20 protein-coding genes are annotated in these 16,165 nt (G+C 55.4%); 5 read left to right on the top strand and 15 right to left on the bottom strand.

Annotated elements, in window-relative coordinates; translation table 11 throughout:
* Positions 1-3: 3 nt before the first annotated feature.
* The 11 genes from P1U45_RS08670 to P1U45_RS08620 all read right to left on the bottom strand — a co-directional run bounded on the left by P1U45_RS08670 (position 4) and on the right by P1U45_RS08620 (position 8,085).
* A complete protein-coding gene (locus tag P1U45_RS08670) occupies positions 4-327 on the bottom strand; it encodes a hypothetical protein (protein ID WP_301058707.1) in 324 nt (107 codons plus the stop codon).
* Positions 324-1,802 carry a proton-conducting transporter membrane subunit gene (locus tag P1U45_RS08665; RefSeq protein ID WP_301058706.1) on the bottom strand — a complete coding sequence of 493 codons (1,479 nt, stop codon included), beginning with the start codon at positions 1,800-1,802 and terminating at the stop codon, positions 324-326. Before P1U45_RS08665 ends, P1U45_RS08670 begins: the two co-directional genes overlap by 4 nt.
* Positions 1,799-3,322 (bottom strand): monovalent cation/H+ antiporter subunit D family protein, encoded by a 1,524-nt coding sequence (locus tag P1U45_RS08660; protein WP_293609731.1) that lies wholly within the window; start codon positions 3,320-3,322, stop codon positions 1,799-1,801. Before P1U45_RS08660 ends, P1U45_RS08665 begins: the two co-directional genes overlap by 4 nt.
* A gap of 3 nt (positions 3,323-3,325) precedes the next feature.
* The gene (locus tag P1U45_RS08655; RefSeq protein ID WP_301058705.1) at positions 3,326-3,892 is read right to left on the bottom strand and encodes a cation:proton antiporter subunit C; all 567 of its coding nucleotides are present in this window, start codon (positions 3,890-3,892) and stop codon (positions 3,326-3,328) included.
* Between the two features lie 3 nt (positions 3,893-3,895).
* The gene (locus P1U45_RS08650; protein ID WP_027441561.1) at positions 3,896-4,348 is read right to left on the bottom strand and encodes a Na(+)/H(+) antiporter subunit B; all 453 of its coding nucleotides are present in this window, start codon (positions 4,346-4,348) and stop codon (positions 3,896-3,898) included.
* The gene (locus P1U45_RS08645) at positions 4,345-4,962 is read right to left on the bottom strand and encodes a DUF4040 domain-containing protein (protein ID WP_033232364.1); all 618 of its coding nucleotides are present in this window, start codon (positions 4,960-4,962) and stop codon (positions 4,345-4,347) included. Before P1U45_RS08645 ends, P1U45_RS08650 begins: the two co-directional genes overlap by 4 nt.
* Entirely contained in the window at positions 4,959-5,336 is a 378-nt protein-coding gene (gene mnhG, locus P1U45_RS08640; protein ID WP_293609729.1) for a monovalent cation/H(+) antiporter subunit G, read from the bottom strand. The genes P1U45_RS08645 and mnhG overlap by 4 nt, the downstream gene beginning before the upstream one ends.
* Entirely contained in the window at positions 5,336-5,641 is a 306-nt protein-coding gene (locus P1U45_RS08635) for a monovalent cation/H+ antiporter complex subunit F (RefSeq protein ID WP_293609728.1), read from the bottom strand. Before P1U45_RS08635 ends, mnhG begins: the two co-directional genes overlap by 1 nt.
* Positions 5,638-6,129 carry a Na+/H+ antiporter subunit E gene (locus P1U45_RS08630; RefSeq protein WP_301059288.1) on the bottom strand — a complete coding sequence of 164 codons (492 nt, stop codon included), beginning with the start codon at positions 6,127-6,129 and terminating at the stop codon, positions 5,638-5,640. Before P1U45_RS08630 ends, P1U45_RS08635 begins: the two co-directional genes overlap by 4 nt.
* A 147-nt stretch (positions 6,130-6,276) precedes the next feature.
* Entirely contained in the window at positions 6,277-7,500 is a 1,224-nt protein-coding gene (locus P1U45_RS08625) for a DUF2336 domain-containing protein (RefSeq protein ID WP_301058704.1), read from the bottom strand.
* A gap of 141 nt (positions 7,501-7,641) precedes the next feature.
* Positions 7,642-8,085, bottom strand: coding sequence for a hypothetical protein (locus tag P1U45_RS08620; RefSeq protein ID WP_301058703.1), 444 nt, complete (start codon positions 8,083-8,085; stop codon positions 7,642-7,644).
* Between the two features lie 144 nt (positions 8,086-8,229).
* Here P1U45_RS08620 and P1U45_RS08615 point away from each other — a divergent pair, with 144 nt between their 5' ends.
* Positions 8,230-9,633 carry an MFS transporter gene (locus P1U45_RS08615; RefSeq protein ID WP_301058702.1) on the top strand — a complete coding sequence of 468 codons (1,404 nt, stop codon included), beginning with the start codon at positions 8,230-8,232 and terminating at the stop codon, positions 9,631-9,633.
* Entirely contained in the window at positions 9,630-10,079 is a 450-nt protein-coding gene (locus tag P1U45_RS08610; protein ID WP_301058701.1) for a hypothetical protein, read from the top strand. Before P1U45_RS08615 ends, P1U45_RS08610 begins: the two co-directional genes overlap by 4 nt.
* Here P1U45_RS08610 and P1U45_RS08605 read toward each other — a convergent pair.
* On the bottom strand, positions 10,066-10,689 hold the full coding sequence (locus tag P1U45_RS08605) for a TIGR02466 family protein (RefSeq protein ID WP_301058700.1): 624 nt from the start codon (positions 10,687-10,689) through the stop codon (positions 10,066-10,068). The genes P1U45_RS08610 and P1U45_RS08605 overlap by 14 nt on opposite strands.
* Before the next feature lie 173 nt (positions 10,690-10,862).
* Here P1U45_RS08605 and P1U45_RS08600 point away from each other — a divergent pair, with 173 nt between their 5' ends.
* Both P1U45_RS08600 and ychF read left to right on the top strand, forming a co-directional pair.
* The gene (locus P1U45_RS08600) at positions 10,863-11,258 is read left to right on the top strand and encodes a hemerythrin domain-containing protein (RefSeq protein WP_301058699.1); all 396 of its coding nucleotides are present in this window, start codon (positions 10,863-10,865) and stop codon (positions 11,256-11,258) included.
* Positions 11,259-11,405: 147 nt separating this feature from the next.
* A complete protein-coding gene (gene ychF / locus P1U45_RS08595) occupies positions 11,406-12,506 on the top strand; it encodes a redox-regulated ATPase YchF (protein ID WP_301058698.1) in 1,101 nt (366 codons plus the stop codon).
* A gap of 8 nt (positions 12,507-12,514) precedes the next feature.
* Here ychF and P1U45_RS08590 read toward each other — a convergent pair whose 3' ends face one another.
* Both P1U45_RS08590 and P1U45_RS08585 read right to left on the bottom strand, forming a co-directional pair.
* Positions 12,515-12,907 carry a hypothetical protein gene (locus P1U45_RS08590; protein ID WP_293609720.1) on the bottom strand — a complete coding sequence of 131 codons (393 nt, stop codon included), beginning with the start codon at positions 12,905-12,907 and terminating at the stop codon, positions 12,515-12,517.
* Positions 12,908-12,988: 81 nt separating this feature from the next.
* Positions 12,989-14,143 (bottom strand): hypothetical protein, encoded by a 1,155-nt coding sequence (locus P1U45_RS08585; protein WP_301058697.1) that lies wholly within the window; start codon positions 14,141-14,143, stop codon positions 12,989-12,991.
* A gap of 101 nt (positions 14,144-14,244) precedes the next feature.
* On the opposite strand from P1U45_RS08585, the gene P1U45_RS08580 reads away from it, so the two are divergent.
* Entirely contained in the window at positions 14,245-15,270 is a 1,026-nt protein-coding gene (locus P1U45_RS08580) for an amidoligase family protein (protein WP_301058696.1), read from the top strand.
* A gap of 60 nt (positions 15,271-15,330) precedes the next feature.
* Here the strand turns inward: P1U45_RS08580 and P1U45_RS08575 are convergent, their stop codons facing one another.
* On the bottom strand, positions 15,331-16,152 hold the full coding sequence (locus P1U45_RS08575) for a c-type cytochrome (protein WP_301058695.1): 822 nt from the start codon (positions 16,150-16,152) through the stop codon (positions 15,331-15,333).
* Positions 16,153-16,165 lie beyond the last annotated feature (13 nt).

Raw genomic sequence — 16,165 nt, 5'->3', positions numbered from 1 at the left:
GTATCACCCATTGTCGGTCTCCTCTTCCGGCTCGTAATAATTTTCCGGACGTCCCAGCAGCTTGCGCAGCGGCCAGCCGCTCAGAACCACACCGCCAAAGGCTGCAAAGCCGAACAGCGCGTAGAAAATTTTGAACTCGGCCAGGTGGATGTATTCATGGCGATGGACAAAGAAGTCCGCCAGCGCCAGCCCTGCGGCCAGAACACCCACGAAGATGAATGTGTAGAGACCCGCCTTCGGATGGCTCGTCCATCCGAAATAGCGCTCCCCCGAATGCTTTGCAGGACGTGTATCCTGCGTGTGTTCTTCAGGCGTTATCTCGCTCATGGGCGCGCTCCAAACACTGGTGAAATGAAGTCGGAGATTACATCAACTCCGAAGAAGAGAACGAAACAGCCGGTTGCGGTAATCGCCAGCGGCAGAACCGTCAGGAATGGTGCACCACCCGGACGTTTGAAGCCGGCAACTTCCAGCGTGTCTGCGTTTGGCGGCATGAGGCCAAGCAGAGCAATCGGCAGAAGATAGGCAACGTTCAGAAGCGTTGAGGCGATCAGCACGTAAACCACATAGATATGGTCGGCATCGACTGCGCCCTGCATCAGCTCGTATTTCGCCCAGCTACCACCAAGCGGCGGAACGCCAATGATGGAGAGCGACGCGATCAGGAAGCAGGTGAAGACAATCGGCATGCGACGGCCAAGACCGCGCATCTGGCTGATCTCTGTCTTGCCGGTGGCGACGTAAATCGCACCCGCACACATGAAGAGTGTAATCTTCGCCATTGCGTGCATGGCAATCTGAAGCGCAGCACCTGACGCACCGGCTGTGTTCGCCAGCATCGCGCCGACTGTCACATAAGAAAGCTGTGAGACGGTGGAATACGCCAGCCGTGCTTTCAGATTGTCTTTCGTCAGCGCGATGAGCGATGCGACGACAATCGTGAAACAGCCAACCCACATGACAATCTCTGTGCCCGGAAGCGCGGAGAGAAGATCAAGGCCGAAGATGTAGACCGAGACTTTGAGGATGGTGAACACACCCGCCTTCACAACGGCCACCGCATGGAGCAGCGCAGACACAGGTGTCGGCGCGACCATCGCGTTTGGAAGCCAGAAGTGGAATGGCATAAGCGCGGCTTTACCGACACCGAATGCAAAGAGCAGAAGCAGAACGCTGCCAAGCGCCGGACCAACCTTACCCGCAAGCAGGCCGCCTTCGACAAAGTCGAGACTACCGGCAATCGCAAACGTCCAGACAACCGCCATGAGGAGGAAGCCGATAGACGTGCCAAGAAGGGTCAGAAGATAGATACGCGCGCCGCGACGGGCATTTTCGTCGCCTTTATGGGCAACGAGCGGATAGGTGGAAAGCGTCAGAACCTCGTAGAACACAAACAGTGTGAAGAGGTTACCCGCCATCGCAACGCCCATCGCACCGAAGAGTGCAAGACCGAAGCAGACATAGAAGCGCGTCTGGTTACGTTCGCGGCTACCACGCATATAGCCGATGGAATAGAGCGAGTTCAGGATCCAGAGGCCGCTCGCAATCATGGCGAACATGGCGCCTAGCGGCTCCAGCTTGAACGCAAAGGTCAGGCCGAGCGCAATGTCCGGCGATTCCAGAGCGATTTCCTGCCCCGAACCTGTCCGGATCGCGAGAACCGTACACAGGATGAAGAGCGCGCCCGCACCAACCAGTGTCGCGGCTTCGCGAACATCCGGAATGCTGTTGAGCGCCAGAACCGCACCGGCAACCAGAAGCGGAACAAGCAGGATAAGGGAAATCAGAAGCTCATTGCTCATGGCTGACCTCCGGAGAATGCAACATTGGCCGCGCCATCCGTCAGTGACGTGATGAAGGACGCATCAAGGCCGAAATAGATACTTCCGAGCGCAAGCACCCAGAGCGGAATAAGCAGCATAAGCGGAGCTTCCTTCACCTGCAGCTGTGCTGGACCAGGTGTTTTGAAGAAGACCGTCTCAAGCATGCGACCGACATAAAGAACCGCGAGCACGGAGCTGATCGCCAGAACGACAACCGCCCACCACCAGTCCTGCATGAGAGCCGCCTGGAACAGAGCAACCTTGGAGAGGAAGCCTGCCGTCAGCGGAACGCCGACAAGGCTGAGCGCCGAAATGCCGAGCGCGGTTGCTGTCCACGGTGCCTTACGGGCAACGCCTGCAAAGTCCTTCAACTGCGAAGAGCCGAGGCTCATAACCACACCGGCAACCGCCATGAAGAGCGCGCCCTTCATGAGTGCGTGGTTGATCATGTGGAACATGCTGGCTGAAAGGCCTGCAGCGCTGGCGAGTGACAGACCCATCAGCATATAGCCAACCTGAGCAACGGAAGAATATGCGAGCATGCGCTTGATATTCGTCTGGAACACCGCCTGGAAGGAACACGCTATGGCCGCGACAGCCGCCATCGGCGCGAGCACCCATGTAAAGACGACCTGCTGGAACTCAAGCTCTGGCGAGAAGACAGAGAAGAGCAGACGCACAAGCGCGTAGAACGCCACTTTGGTCGCCGTAGCCGACAGGAACACCGTCACGAAGCTTGGTGAGTAGGTGTAGGCGTTTGGCAGCCATTGGTGCAGCGGGAACATCGCCGCTTTCAGTGCAAGACCCGCAACGATGAAGGCAAAGCCTGCATGGATTGTCTTGCTGTCGGCAACTTCCGGAATACGGGACGCCATGTCCGCCATGTTCAGGGTACCGGTCGCAGCATAGAGGAAACCAATACCGATCACGTAGAAGGTCGCGCCAAGCGAGCCCATGATCAGATAGTTATAAGCCGCTGTGAAGGCACGGCGGTCACGAGAGCCACCGATTGCCACCAGAACATATGTCGAGATGGAAGAAATCTCGAGGAAGACGAACAGGTTGAACGCATCGCCTGTGATCGCAACGCCCATAAGGCCCGCAAAGCAGAGAAGATACGCAGACAGGAAGAGCGAACGCTTTTCCTCATTAATGTCCTGAACAATGGTTGGCATCGCGAAGATTGTCGCGAGCACACCGATAACAGAGACCAGAACCAGAACCGGCGCATTCAGCATGTCTGCCGCGAACTCGATACCCAGAGGCGGCGCCCAGCCACCCAGCGCATACGAGATACGGCCATGCGCCATCACATCCTGCAGAAGCGCGAACGCAAAGACTGAAGACGTAATGATACCAAACAGAGCGAGCGCCCAGGCGATACGCCATTTTGGCATCGCTGCGCAGATCGGTGACAGGAGCATAGGCCCCAGCACGACCAGCACCGGCAAATGCCGGACCCAGCTTTCAGGCAGCAGAGAAAGAACATCTATAAGCATGGCTTAGGCAGTCTCCGCAGAAGATTCAGTTTCAGCATGTTGAATGTCCGCTTCACGAACTTCGTCCATTTCAATCGTGCCGTAAGATTCACGGATGCGGACAACGATCGCCAGGCCAACAGCCAGCGTCGCAACGCCCACAACAATCGCGGTCAGGATCAGAACGTGCGGAAGCGGGTTTGAGTAGACTTCCTGCAGTGGCTGACCGCCGATATGGTTCGGATCAATAATGCCGTCGATAAACGGGCGTCCGAGTTCATCCACACCTGAGGCTGCTTCATGAGCGCCCTCGGCTGCGCCATGGCCTGCACCATGAGCTGCATCAGCGCCATGACCACCACCGTGATCATCGCCATAATCTTTCGGGTAATCACGGCCAAACAGGATCGGCGCAGAACCGCCATTGATCTTACCCAGCGTGATGTAAAACAGGAAAACAGATGTCTGAAACACGGACAGGCCAATCAGGCGCTTGATCATGTTTCCAGCCTGGAAGGTCACATACAGACCAACCATCATCAAGATGATGATTGCCCAATAATTGTATCGTTCAAAGATGAATTCGGCCATGTTCTACCAGTCCTCATCATCAATTTCAGGCGCACGACCAGCGAACGCATAGAAGATTGTAAGCATGCTGCCCGCGACCGCGAAGAGAACACCAAGTTCGATCACGATAATGCCGATATGCTGACCCCAGTGACCATCCGGGCCTTCCGGAATCACGAAGTCATAATCGAGGAACAGGCCGCCATTCAGCATCGCCCAGACGCCGACGGACCCGTAAAGCAGGAAGCCGAAGAGCGCGAGGGTACGTGCGAATGTTGCCGGCACGAGACGCAGCGCCTCAACCACACCGAAGATCAGCGCATAAAGAATAATGCCAACAGCAAAGATCACACCCGCCTGGAAGCCGCCGCCCGGCGAATAGTCACCGTGGAACTGAACATAGAAGGCGTAGAGCGTGATAATCGGGATGAGGAACTTAGCCGTCACCCGCAGGATTACGTGGTGGTCGGTTTTCACTTCTCGCCTCCCTTTTTCTTTTTCAGGGATGCAGACAGGGAGCGCTCGCCAAAACCGAGCAGCAGCGCAACCGCCACACCTGCAATGAAGACAACGCCAACCTCGCCGAACGTATCGAAGCCACGATAGCTGGCGAGAACAGAGGTTACGACGTTCGGAATGCCGATATCGCCATAGTTACGCTGCAGGAATTCCTGCGCGAGGTAAGAGTTGGCCGGAGAATCCGGATCACCAAAGCCTGGTAGGTCAATCGTCGCATAGAACAGGATTGCGCCCGTAATCACGACGACCAGCATCGGCGCAATGCGCTTCAGCGGCTTGTCTTCCTTCGCAACACGTACTGTCAGCAGCATGGCGCCAAGAATGAGCGCTGATGAAATGCCCGCGCCAACCGCAGCCTCGGTAAAGGCAACGTCGACGGCATCGGCAATCACAAACCATGTGGCAGACAGAAGTGAGTACACACCGGACAGCATGACCAGCGCGAACAGGCTGCGCAGGCGCGCAATCGCGATAGCGGTGATCGCCATCATGGTCAGAACGCTGATATCAATAAGAATAACCGAGAGGTCCGGCCCTGCGACCTGAGCCGCAGTGTTAGCTACATCGCTCATGCCTCGTCCTCCTCTTTAGCCTTTTGCAGGCCGATTTTACCGATGATTGGCTCAAGCCCGGCGGTATAGGCCGCGTTTGCAATCGCGTGTGCGCTTGTCGGGCCGGTCAGCACAAGGAAGAGACCGATCAGAATGAGCTTGAAAACGATCAGAAGCCCCGGCGCCAGAAACGCCATACCCAGAATGAGCGTCAGCGCGCCGAGCGTATCGGTCACACTGGCCGCGTGAAGGCGGGTGTAAAAGTCAGGAAAGCGCAGAACGCCAGCCGCAGCGATAACGGTAGACACACCGCCAATCGCACACAGAAGCGCGCCCACAAAATGGCGCCAGCCCGGCGCTGTGATCACGCCGATAACGTCGTTGATAAACTCCATTATTCAGCCTCCCCTTTCGGCTCGACTTCCGGCTTGATGAGCGAAATCTGGAAGGAGCGATAGCGGAAGAATTTCAGGATAGCGATCGTCGTGACGAAGTTGATCAGCGCATAAAGAAGCGCGATGTCCAGAAAGTCCGGACGCCCCATCATGAAGCCAACAAGCGCCAGCAGAACAACGATTTTCGTGCCGACCGAGTTCACAGCCAGCACGCGGTCATAGAGCGATGGCCCTACGAATAACCGGATAAGCAATAACGCAATCGACACAAAAATGCCGAGTGCGGCTACAGACAGAAGGGTCATTTGGTTGCCCCCTTTCCTTTAGACGGGCGACCATCACCGGCAAGAGAAGAACGACGATCCATTTCCTCAAACGCTTCCGGCTGGGCATCCGCCTCGTAAAGACCGTGCACAAGCATGGAATCATCGTCGACGCGCAACGTGACCGTGCCCGGCGTCAGTGTGATAGAGTTTGCAAAGATAACCTTGGCGAGGTCAGACCGACAGGTGGTTTTCACTTTCACCATAGTCGGCTGGATATCCATATCCGGCTTCAGAATGGCTTTGATAACCGTCAGGTTCGCCTTGAGGATCTCAACGATCAGATAAGGCGTATACAGAAGAAACGGAATGATCCGATGATACGGAGACGTTTCACGGTCTTTCAGCCCAAGTCGTGTTGCCAGAATGACCGTGATTGCTATCGAAATCACACCCAGCGAGAGAACCACGGGCTCGTATATGCCCGACATTCCCAACCACAACAGCGTTAAAGCAGTTGCCAAACCCATCACGTAAAGCACGTGTCCAGACCTCATGCCCAATTCATATAATTGGGGCTAGACCTAGTCTAGCAGATCGGACTTGACCAGCATGGAGTGAGAATTTCTTGCGAATTTTTCTGAACTGCAATCCGCATGCTCAGCAATGACGGGCGATCAGCCTTTGTCTCTGCTGCCAGCGCCAAATACGAGACGCGCTGTTCGCATAGACGATGAAAACTGATGTGACTTATTCGCGTCTTCATCATCCATATTCACCGGCTTCAGATTGAAGGATGAGGAGAGCGACCAGTTCCAGTAGCGAAGCGTCGTTTGTGCCTTAGCAACGCTCATCATCTCGTAGATTTCCTTGATCCGCTCATAATGCGGATGAAGCACGCCCGGACCGATTTCGGCCGGTCGCTTCATCGCCGACCAGAGACGCATCAGATAATGGCGCTTGAGACCTGTGGCCTTACACAGAACGGCGATAGCCTCACCGCCCGGGTCTGTCAGAATTTTCGCAGCTGTCACCGGTTTGATACCAGCCAGGTGCCCAATCTCCTGCGCTGAATCGCGTGTCAGCCCCTGCTTTTCAGCCGCCTCAATCGCCTCTTCAAGCGAGTCATAAGGGCTACGCTCGATGGCAGCACGGTTACGCTGGCGACGCTCGATCAGCTGAAGTGTTTTACGCGTGACCGGATCAGACCAGCCTTCAGCAGACGCGAGCGCAAAAATATCACCGCAAATGTCAATCAGCTCGGACCGGTCGGCAGAGAACTTCATCAGAATCTTGCGGCGGTCATCTTCGTTAGACCACCAGAACATTGTCATTGCATGGTTCGGCGTCAGCTCATCGCGGTCGATGAGCATTGAGCACAGATGCTCGTTTGCGCGCGACAGCTCCATCAGATCATCCATGGATGTTTCCGAGATGAACGAGCGGCGCGATTTCAGCATGACTTCGATGGCCGGAACATGGCCGATCTCAACCAGCGCATCGCAGACGGATGGGGACAGGGTTTTACGGTGCGCAATCGCTTCGGCGTGCAGCGGCGTCGTGTGCTTCAGAATGAAGTTCAGATCTGAATCGTCGAAGGATTCATTCTGCTGCAACAGCTCGCGGCCAACCTCGATTGAGCACATTCCGAGATATCGCAATACGCGGCGCGGCGCTTCCTGTGTCGGCACCAGGCGGCGAGCGCAGAAAATACGTTCTTCCTCTTCTGCATCGAACAGCATTTCGAGAAGAACATCGCCAGCCATGGACCGGTCTTGTGGCGGAATGCGGGAACTGGGCATAGCCACAACATCAATCAGACGACGAAGAAGCGTATGTCTTGCGCGGCGCGGCGTTTCGGCAGCGGCCTCTGAAAGAAGAAGTGCTGGATCAGTAGCCATGTGATTTCCCAAAAGTACTTATCCGGAAATATGCAGGAAAAGACTTAACGGGGTCTCACCAGACTACAGAAATACATAGCTATACAGGCGTATTCCGGACATTTTATTCGCCATAAAAGCGAAAAGCCACGACCGCGAAATTTATCGTTTCTCAGGGTGAATGTATAAAAGCAAAAGCGAAGCAGTAAGCGCCGCGACCGTCAGGTAGAACGTGGCCCCTGCATCACTCTGATCTGCGATAGGGCTTGGCAGCTCAACTCCAACCCAGGGCGAAAGATGAATACCCGCCAGCACCAGAAACAGAAGGCTCGCAAACCGCGCCCCGGTTTTACGAAATGGCGGAATGAGCAGCATGAACGCAGCCAGCAGCTCCAGAGCGCCCATAATCACCCGCCCCGTCGGCTCGAACAGCGCAATGCCGGTGCCTTCAGCCAGTGACGAAAAGACGATATTCTCGCCCGGCAGGTCATAAAAAATCACCTGCCCGACAGCCGGTTCCGGCCATGGATAAACCGTCCAGTGAAGAAAAACCGCAATCAGGAAGAGGGCCAGTAACCAGCTAAGGCTATTGCGAATTGCACGCATGTTTAAGGTCCTGTCCTCTCTGTTCCCTGCACACATTGTGATGACCAGTCTGTCGCAAGGTCAAGATTGCCACATGGCCAGACTACTGACATTCCGGAAGATACGTGGCAACGATGTCCGCCGGGGTAACAGACAGGCGCTCAAATGAGTGAAGAGTTCGACAAGCTGGATCGCGAAGTGATGGAGGGCGCCCGCTCTCCGATTGCCGGCGTTGATTCGGCACTGGCTGCGGGCGCAGCATTCAGATCACGTCCGCGTATCAAGCGTCACGTATCGCGCGAACTGCCAGCTTATCTCATAGTGCAATCCACCTGGTTCATGGCGTTCGGCCTGCAAATGGTGCTGTTTCCCTACCTCATCACCATCAAGCTCGGCCTTGATGGCACAGAGCTTGGCATCGCCAATATGGCGCTGGCGGCGCCGTCCGTTGTCTTCCTGCTGATTGGCGGCGTGGTGGCAGAGCGCGCAGATGGCAAGCGCATGCTTATGCTTCTACATGGGCTTGCTGCGTTTCCCGCTATCATGCTGGCGCTGGCCGTACATGAGAGCTGGCTCGCTTACTCGCTCATGGTCGGCTATGGCATTTCCATGGGCACGCTCGGCGCCTTCATGATGCCGGCCCGCGATTCCATTTTGAACGAAGTGGTCGACCGGCGCGCGCGCACCGGCTCTAACGTGACGCTCCAGCGCGGCGTTGCCTTTGCAACCCTCGCCCAGTTTGCCGCGCAGGTTCTGGGCATTGTGCTGGGCGGCTATGCCGATAAGGCGACGAAAATGCCGCTCTTCCTTGGTGGCTTCACCATTGGCCCCGTTTCGTCAGAGCATCTCCTCTATTTTCAGGGCTTCATCGTTGCCTGCGGCGCATTCGCAGCACTCTGGCTCGCACGTGGCCGTCAGGTCACGACAGGCCGTAGCGGTCTGGGCGCGGCCTTTGGCGATATGTCTGACGGCTTCCGCACAGTCACGGGCAATAAGCAGCTTCTGGCCATGACGCTTTCCATGTTTGGCGTCGGCATTTTCGTGATCGGCTCGTTTCTCGTTGTCCTGCCAATGATCAACCGCGAAGTGTTCGGCCTCGGCCCGGACGGTATTCGCGATATGTATGTGACCTTCTGGTTTGGCGCGTTTGTCTCATCCGCCATTCTGTCGACCGTGGGCAATCTGAAACGCCCGGGACGCCTGCTCCTCACCTCGCAATTCCTCGGCTCAATGGTCATTCTGGTCATGCTGTGGGAAGGCATTAAAGACTATCACGAGATCTTCCTCGCCATTGTCTTCATCTGGGGGCTGGCAGGCGGCGTCTCCATCGCCATGAGCCGTTCTATCGTTCAGGCTGCAGCGCCGAAAGACCAGCTTGCCCGTGTGCTGTCCATCTACCAGCTTGGCTTTATGGCGGGTGCGCCAATTGGCGCGTTTATCATGGGCTTTGCGGTTGATAATTTCGGCCCGCACAAGATTGCATTCGTACCCGCGCTCGGCATGGCCATTATCGTCATCTGGATGGTTCTGGGCTCACCGATCTGGAACATGAAATCGGAAGAGACATGACACTGCTGACAGCAGCAAATTTGAAAAGCCTGTTCTTCGTGAGCAGTGTCGTTCTTTTGCTGCCTTATGCGATGCTGCTTTTGATATCGGGATGGGGCATCGGGATTCCGGTACTCGGCTTGCTCTTTTTCGGCTGGCTTCTTGCGGCTAGCACAGTCGGGACACAAACTAAATTCGCGCTGGCACTGGTGCTCAGCCCGATACTCATAATTGCGCCCTACGCTATCAACCCGATCGCACCTTTCACGAACCTCCCAGATCCGCTTCTGGCGGTTCGCAGCCTTGCAGGCATTGATATTTCACTGCCCCAGACTGTCTGGCCGGACTTCTGGTGGACGCCGCGATTACCGCTCGTTCTACTGTATGGATCGGTAATCCTGATTCTTTCCGGCTTTTCTGTCGGCCAGAATTTCGCTCGTCGCCCTCGAACCGTCAGCTCAGATTAAAGCTGATCGACAGGCGCGGCTCATCGGCCATATTCACCAGCACTTCATGACGCAACCAGCTCTCCCAGAAGAGCGCCTGCCCGACCTGTGGCTGGAAATAGATGAAGCGTTTGAGGTCGGCTGCGATGTCATCCTTCTGCGGCGGTGAATTCATCATGAAAGGGAGGCGCGGGTCTTCAAACCGGATCGCGCTCGCCCCCTCTGGCAGGTCCAGATAAAACGTGCCTGACAGGACCGAATTCGGATGGATATGCCCGGAATGGCCTGCGCCCGGATCAAGCACATTCACCCAGAAACTATTCATGCTGAGCTTGTGAGAGCCAAGTTCGAAACCCAGCTCTTTGGCGTAGGCGTTGGCCGCTTTCACAAGACGCTTTTCAAGCTTTCCAAATGCCGAAATCCGCTGCGGTAAATCATTGAGCGACGCATAGGATGTGTAGCCGAGATAGCCCTGCTCCTCACACCATTGCTGGCCGGCTTCATCGCCTTCCGCCAGCATGACAACGCCATCAATCAGGTCTTCGATAAACTCGGCATCCTTGGCCGGATCGATGATCGTGCACTCATGTATCTGGGTCGCGAAATAGCTGCGGGTGACGGCTTTGGTCATCTGGCAAAATCCTGCAATTAACGAATGGCCTTATGACGCGCTCTCGGAAACCGCGCAATGCGGCGATAAGGCAAGCAGTGTCCTAAGTTTTCCGGTAATTTCATTTACGAGTGTTAATCTCCCTGTCACCTGTACGGAGTATATACATGCAAACCCCCATACGGAGTGACGGCATGGAAAATAAAATAGACCTCCTCAAAAAGGAGCATGTTGCTATTCTGGACGCCCTCAAAGAAGCCCGTCGTATCGGGTTGGGCACAGAAAGCGGACGTCAGAAGCTACTTGAAGCCAAAGAATTGTTCCGTGCACACCTGCACCATGAAGAAGAGCAGATTTACGCAGAACTTCGCGCCAATCCGGCAACACGCGACATTGCAAAACGCTTTCATGGCGACATGCAGATGCTGGCGCCAACGCTCGCAGACTTCTTCAAGACGCATATTGAGGATGGTACGGGCGAAACCGGTTCTAGCGACCTCGGCCAGCTACTTGGTCTGTTGCAAGCCCGCTTCTCCAAGGAAGAATATCTTCTTTATCCTACGGCGGTTCGCGGCGAGACTGCAGCGTAACCCTCTCCCAAACGGCAAGGCAAAGAGCGTGACCAGGGTCGCGCTCTTCTTTTATGCGCCAGCTTTTTAGCGCCCATAGTGCTGTGAGGGCTGGTCAGACGACCAGATTTTGCTATGTGAGCGCCTTGATTAAAAGGATATCTGCTCATGGGCTTCAAATGCGGGATCGTCGGCCTTCCTAACGTTGGCAAATCCACCCTGTTCAACGCGCTGACCAAAACAGCTGCGGCGCAGGCAGAGAACTATCCTTTCTGCACGATCGAACCGAATGTCGGTGACGTTGCGATGCCAGAGCCGCGCCTGAAAGTGCTGGCGGAAATCGCAGGCTCGAAAGAGATCATCCCGACACGTATGAACTTCGTCGATATTGCGGGCCTCGTTAAGGGCGCGTCGCAAGGCGAAGGCCTCGGCAACCAGTTCCTCGCAAATATCCGTGAGACCGACGCCGTTGCGTACGTTCTGCGCTGTTTCGAAGACGAAGACATTACGCACGTGTCTGGCAAGATCGACCCGCTCGCAGACTATGAAGTCGTCGAGACAGAGCTGATGCTGGCCGACCTTGAAAGCCTTGAGAAGCGCCGTCCGGCCCTTGAGAAAAAAGCAAAGAGCGGCGGCGATAAAGACGCCAAAGAAACGCTCGCGCTGATCGATCTGGCGCTGGAACAGCTGAACGATGGCAAGCCTGCACGCCACGCCGACATTCCTAAAGACAGCCGCAAGGCATGGCGCATGATGCAGCTTCTGACAGCCAAGCCTGTTTTCTATATTTGTAACGTGGATGAAGACTCTGCGGAAACCGGCAATGAGTTTTCTGCTGTTGTTGAGAAGCACGCTGCCGCTGAAGGTTCACCTGTCGTCGTGATTTCCGCGAAGATCGAATCTGAAATCGCCATGCTGGACGATGACGATCAGGCAGAATTCCTTGAGACGCTAGGCCTTGAAGAGCCTGGCCTCAACCGCGTCATCCGTGCGGGCTATGACCTGCTCGGCCTGCAGACCTATTTCACAGTTGGCCCGAAAGAGGCCCGCGCCTGGACCATTCCAGAGGGCTCGACGGCCCCTCAGGCGGCTGGCGTCATCCACGGTGACTTTGAAAAAGGCTTCATCCGCGCCGAAACCATCGCTTATGAAGACTATGTCGCGAACAAAGGCGAAGCTGGCGCAAAAGAAGCCGGCAAGATGCGCGCTGAGGGCAAGGAATACATCGTCAAAGACGGCGACGTTCTGCACTTCCGCTTCAACGTCTAAGCCGGATACTAACGAGGCATGGCATTTCCGATGGCCTGACTGACCGCCAGTCCGGCCATCATGCCGTCATATGCGTGCGTGCCCATGACGACTTCCAGATCGCGCTGGTCGGTCACTAATTGCGTAAATTCGTTCACGACATTCGGGGCTGAGAGATCCTTTCCGTGGATTTCCGCCCAGTCAGTAATGTCTTCGGCCTCATCAGCCAGCTGCGCAATCACCGCAAAATAAAAGAGAAACTCACCAATTGATGGTGCGCCATGGCCAGCCTTCATCGTCATGCGCCGTTTCATATGGCCACGGGGACTGGCGAGCGTGCAGGCATAGACGTCTTCGCTTGCCTCTACACAGTCCAGCGTCAACTTGGCTTCATTGATCGCATCCAGAATAAAGTCGCTCATTTTCCAAGCCTAAGCTCCAAACGCGCAATAAAAAAGGGCCTCCGAACGGACGCCCTTTTCAATTCAAGATGAAAGCCGCGTTTAACGCAGAACAGAGTCAAAGGCTTCGACGAAGCGCTTATGACCGATTTCCGACATGCGCATTGCGACTTTGGATTTCGCCTCATCAACGCTATTGCCCCAGAAGTCGGCAAGGCGTTGCGCGTCATCATAAGTCAGTTCCGCTTCTGACCAGTCGCAGCGCACATTGGTGGCTGACTGAATGTCGGCATCTGCAAGAATTGTAATACCCGCGCTGATCTTGTTCGACAGGATCATCTTACCTTCCCAGACACTAGCACCCCACACAGAAGCAATCTTCTTTGCATCACAGAAGCCGTAATCGCTGGCTGCGTAGATTTCGAAGTCTCCGGTTATTTCATTATTGGCTGGCGCACTGCTGTCGAGAACAGAGGCGAAGGTTTCAACGAAACGCTTATGGCCCATGCCAGACATAAGATCGCCGACTTTGGACTTTGCACCGTCTACAGTCTGTCCCCAATACGCGGCGAGACGTTCTGCATCGGCATAGGTCAGTTCCGCTTCACTCCAGTCACAACGCACATTGCTCGCTGATGCAATGTCCGCATCAGCAAGGTCGGTGAGACCGGCGCTTATTTTGTTGGCGAGCGTCAGCTTGCCGTCCAGAATGCTCTGGCCCCAGACGGACGCGATCTTTTTGGCATCGCAATAGCCGTAATCGCTCGCCGCATATGTTTCGAAATTTCCGGCGACGTCATATTCATCACCTTCAGTCTGGGCCGCCATCGCATCTGCAAATGTCTCAACAAAGCGCTTATGACCCATGCCCGACATGAGATCAGCAACCTTGGATTTGGCTTCATCAACGCTATTGCCCCAATAGCTGGCAAGCTGTGTCGCGTCAGCATAAGTGAGCTCGGCTTCAGACCAGTCACAACGCACACCATCCGCTGAGGCGATATCTGCATCCGCAAGATCCGTCAGACCCGCGCGCACCTTGTTCGCGAGCGTCATCTTGCCTTCCCAGACGCTCTGCCCCCAGACAGACGCAATCTTTTTGGCATCGCAAAAGCCGTATTCACTGCTCGCATAAACGTCGAAATCGCTCATGCCGTTATTGTGACCGGCATGCTGTGCGTCTGCAGTTTGGGCCATGCCCATGGCGCCCGCGCCTGCAGCGAAAGTCGCTGCGAATACAGCGTTATAATTCGTCATTTCGATAATCCCCTGATGGTCCCGCAAATTTCCCTTGATGAAGACTATTCATGAATGCCTGAAAAAGGCTACCCATTTTGTCAGTAAGAGATGGGGTCGATATGACGGGTAAAGTCTGGAAAACAGGATTTGAAATCGAGCTGCTGGCACCGCGTGGCAAGACACGCGCGGATCTGGCTTACGCAATCGCGGCCAAGCATGGCGGCTCTGTAAACCGGATGTTCTACCCCCAGTCAGAACCGAGCCTCGCCCCCAGTGTGCAGGTGTTTGAAAATCTTATTCTTGGCTTTGACGCCGTAGATGAGAGCGGAAACAGGGTCGCGCTATGCGTCGATGACCTGACCATCAATGCCGATCTAAACCGCAGCGCGCCGCCTCTGGAGGGCTGGATGCGTATCGTCAGCGATGATGGCAGGCTGTTATCTCTGGTCTCAAAGGTCTGCGATCCGGATGCCTCGATTGAAGATGTGCTGAAGCCTGTGTCCAACCTCTTCAATACGCCTCTTGAAAGCGAAGGCGGCATCTTCAAAGCGAGTGACGAGAAGAAGCGCCCGATTGCACTGGCGACAGGCCTTCCCGGTGAGCGGGAACGCCCGTGCGAAATCATCACCGCGCCTTTGGAAGACAATCGCGAAGGCATACTTGGCGAGCTTCTCGGGACCGCGAAGGCGCTGGGTTTCGTCATCCCCAAGGAAGCGGCCGTACATGTCCATTTTGATGCAGAGCGCCTGTGCGATGCACGGGTTCTGTCACGCCTTATTTATTGTCTTGCGAAACACGGAAAAGCCTTGCGCGCGCATGTCGGCACAAACCCGAACTGTGTGCGCCTAGGCCCGATCGCGACAAACCTGATCGAGCTGGCGAGTGATGAAGCCTTTTTAAAGTCAGGCTGGGACGAGGCGCGCCAGATGCTTCTGGCCTGCAAACCGACTAAATATTGCGACTTCAACTTCCTCAACATCGCTGCAGGGCTCGACGCCAAGCACACATTTGAAGTGCGCATCTTTCCGGGCTCAATTGATGCAGATGAAGTTTGCGGGTTCGCCAACCTGTTCGAGCGCATATTGACCTGGGCCGTTGATCAGGATCGGCCGGCCTGCCCTGACACGATTGAGCGCTTCCTTTGAGGCATTAAAAAAGGCGGCCCATGCGAGCCGCCTTTTCAAAATCATTATAAGCAGAGCTGCTTAGTGGTTTGTTGGACCACGGCGGCCATTCACAGCTTCGTCAGCTGCTTCAGTCGCATCTTCAACAGCTTCATCAGCAGCGTCTTCAACCTGCTCAACAAGGCCAGCAGCTTCTTCAGCGACAGCGGCTGCAGCGTCATTGCCGGCTTCAGTCAGATCTTCAGCAGCTTCTTCAAGCGCAACACCTTGTGGAGCTTCAACGTCAACTTCAACCTCAGCAGCCATTTCTTCCTCAACAGGAAGCGGCGCCGGGAATGGTGGAGCGTTCGGGCTTTGAGACGCGAGGTAAGCGATAACGTTCATACGCTCCGGGTCACGGCGCAGACCAGCAAAAGACATCGCTGTGCCGTTTACGTAACCACGTGGGTTGAGGAGGAATGCGTCGAGCGCCTCATAGTCCCACTCGCCTTCCATGGACGCGAGCGTGCCAGAGTAACCGCCGAAACCGTCAGCTGCTGCAAATGAGCGACCAACAACGTCGTGCAGAGCCGGACCAGCGCCGTTTACGCCTGGGTCTTCTGCATTGTGGCAGCTAGAACATTTAGACCGGAAAGAAGACGCGCCATCTTCAACGCTAGCCATTGCGAGCATAGCGCCAAGGTCGAACACTTCTTCTTCAACTTCTGCACCACCAGCGCCTTCTTCAACAGGCAGGTAGTATGCATAGCTTGCCGCAAAGCGCTCATTCAAAGAGTGAGCTTCTTCTTCGTGGTGTCCGCCGTGATGACCACCTTTTCCGAAGATGATGTCAGACAGCGTTGGCAAAGCCAGAAGTACGAGCAGAACGGCCAGCAGAGCGCCAGCAACTTTATTCAAAAACATTTCTCACGAATCC

It is taken from the genome of Ponticaulis sp., assembly GCF_029210165.1.
Taxonomy (GTDB): domain Bacteria; phylum Pseudomonadota; class Alphaproteobacteria; order Caulobacterales; family Hyphomonadaceae; genus Ponticaulis.
This window is presented reverse-complemented; position numbering and strand designations above follow the sequence as displayed.

Excerpts from the sequence above, each read along its gene's own strand:
- P1U45_RS08670 (WP_301058707.1), bottom strand. The coding sequence starts at position 327 with ATGAGCGAGATAACGCCTGAAGAACACACGCAGGATACACGTCCTGCA.
- P1U45_RS08665 (WP_301058706.1), bottom strand. The coding sequence starts at position 1,802 with ATGAGCAATGAGCTTCTGATTTCCCTTATCCTGCTTGTTCCGCTTCTG.
- P1U45_RS08660 (WP_293609731.1), bottom strand. The coding sequence starts at position 3,322 with ATGCTTATAGATGTTCTTTCTCTGCTGCCTGAAAGCTGGGTCCGGCAT.
- P1U45_RS08655 (WP_301058705.1), bottom strand. The coding sequence starts at position 3,892 with ATGGCCGAATTCATCTTTGAACGATACAATTATTGGGCAATCATCATC.
- P1U45_RS08645 (WP_033232364.1), bottom strand. The coding sequence starts at position 4,962 with ATGAGCGATGTAGCTAACACTGCGGCTCAGGTCGCAGGGCCGGACCTC.
- mnhG (WP_293609729.1), bottom strand. The coding sequence starts at position 5,336 with ATGGAGTTTATCAACGACGTTATCGGCGTGATCACAGCGCCGGGCTGG.
- P1U45_RS08635 (WP_293609728.1), bottom strand. The coding sequence starts at position 5,641 with ATGACCCTTCTGTCTGTAGCCGCACTCGGCATTTTTGTGTCGATTGCG.
- P1U45_RS08630 (WP_301059288.1), bottom strand. The coding sequence starts at position 6,129 with ATGGGTTTGGCAACTGCTTTAACGCTGTTGTGGTTGGGAATGTCGGGC.
- P1U45_RS08625 (WP_301058704.1), bottom strand. The coding sequence starts at position 7,500 with ATGGCTACTGATCCAGCACTTCTTCTTTCAGAGGCCGCTGCCGAAACG.
- P1U45_RS08620 (WP_301058703.1), bottom strand. The coding sequence starts at position 8,085 with ATGCGTGCAATTCGCAATAGCCTTAGCTGGTTACTGGCCCTCTTCCTG.
- P1U45_RS08615 (WP_301058702.1), top strand. The coding sequence starts at position 8,230 with ATGAGTGAAGAGTTCGACAAGCTGGATCGCGAAGTGATGGAGGGCGCC.
- P1U45_RS08610 (WP_301058701.1), top strand. The coding sequence starts at position 9,630 with ATGACACTGCTGACAGCAGCAAATTTGAAAAGCCTGTTCTTCGTGAGC.
- P1U45_RS08605 (WP_301058700.1), bottom strand. The coding sequence starts at position 10,689 with ATGACCAAAGCCGTCACCCGCAGCTATTTCGCGACCCAGATACATGAG.
- P1U45_RS08600 (WP_301058699.1), top strand. The coding sequence starts at position 10,863 with ATGGAAAATAAAATAGACCTCCTCAAAAAGGAGCATGTTGCTATTCTG.
- ychF (WP_301058698.1), top strand. The coding sequence starts at position 11,406 with ATGGGCTTCAAATGCGGGATCGTCGGCCTTCCTAACGTTGGCAAATCC.
- P1U45_RS08590 (WP_293609720.1), bottom strand. The coding sequence starts at position 12,907 with ATGAGCGACTTTATTCTGGATGCGATCAATGAAGCCAAGTTGACGCTG.
- P1U45_RS08585 (WP_301058697.1), bottom strand. The coding sequence starts at position 14,143 with ATGACGAATTATAACGCTGTATTCGCAGCGACTTTCGCTGCAGGCGCG.
- P1U45_RS08580 (WP_301058696.1), top strand. The coding sequence starts at position 14,245 with ATGACGGGTAAAGTCTGGAAAACAGGATTTGAAATCGAGCTGCTGGCA.
- P1U45_RS08575 (WP_301058695.1), bottom strand. The coding sequence starts at position 16,152 with ATGTTTTTGAATAAAGTTGCTGGCGCTCTGCTGGCCGTTCTGCTCGTA.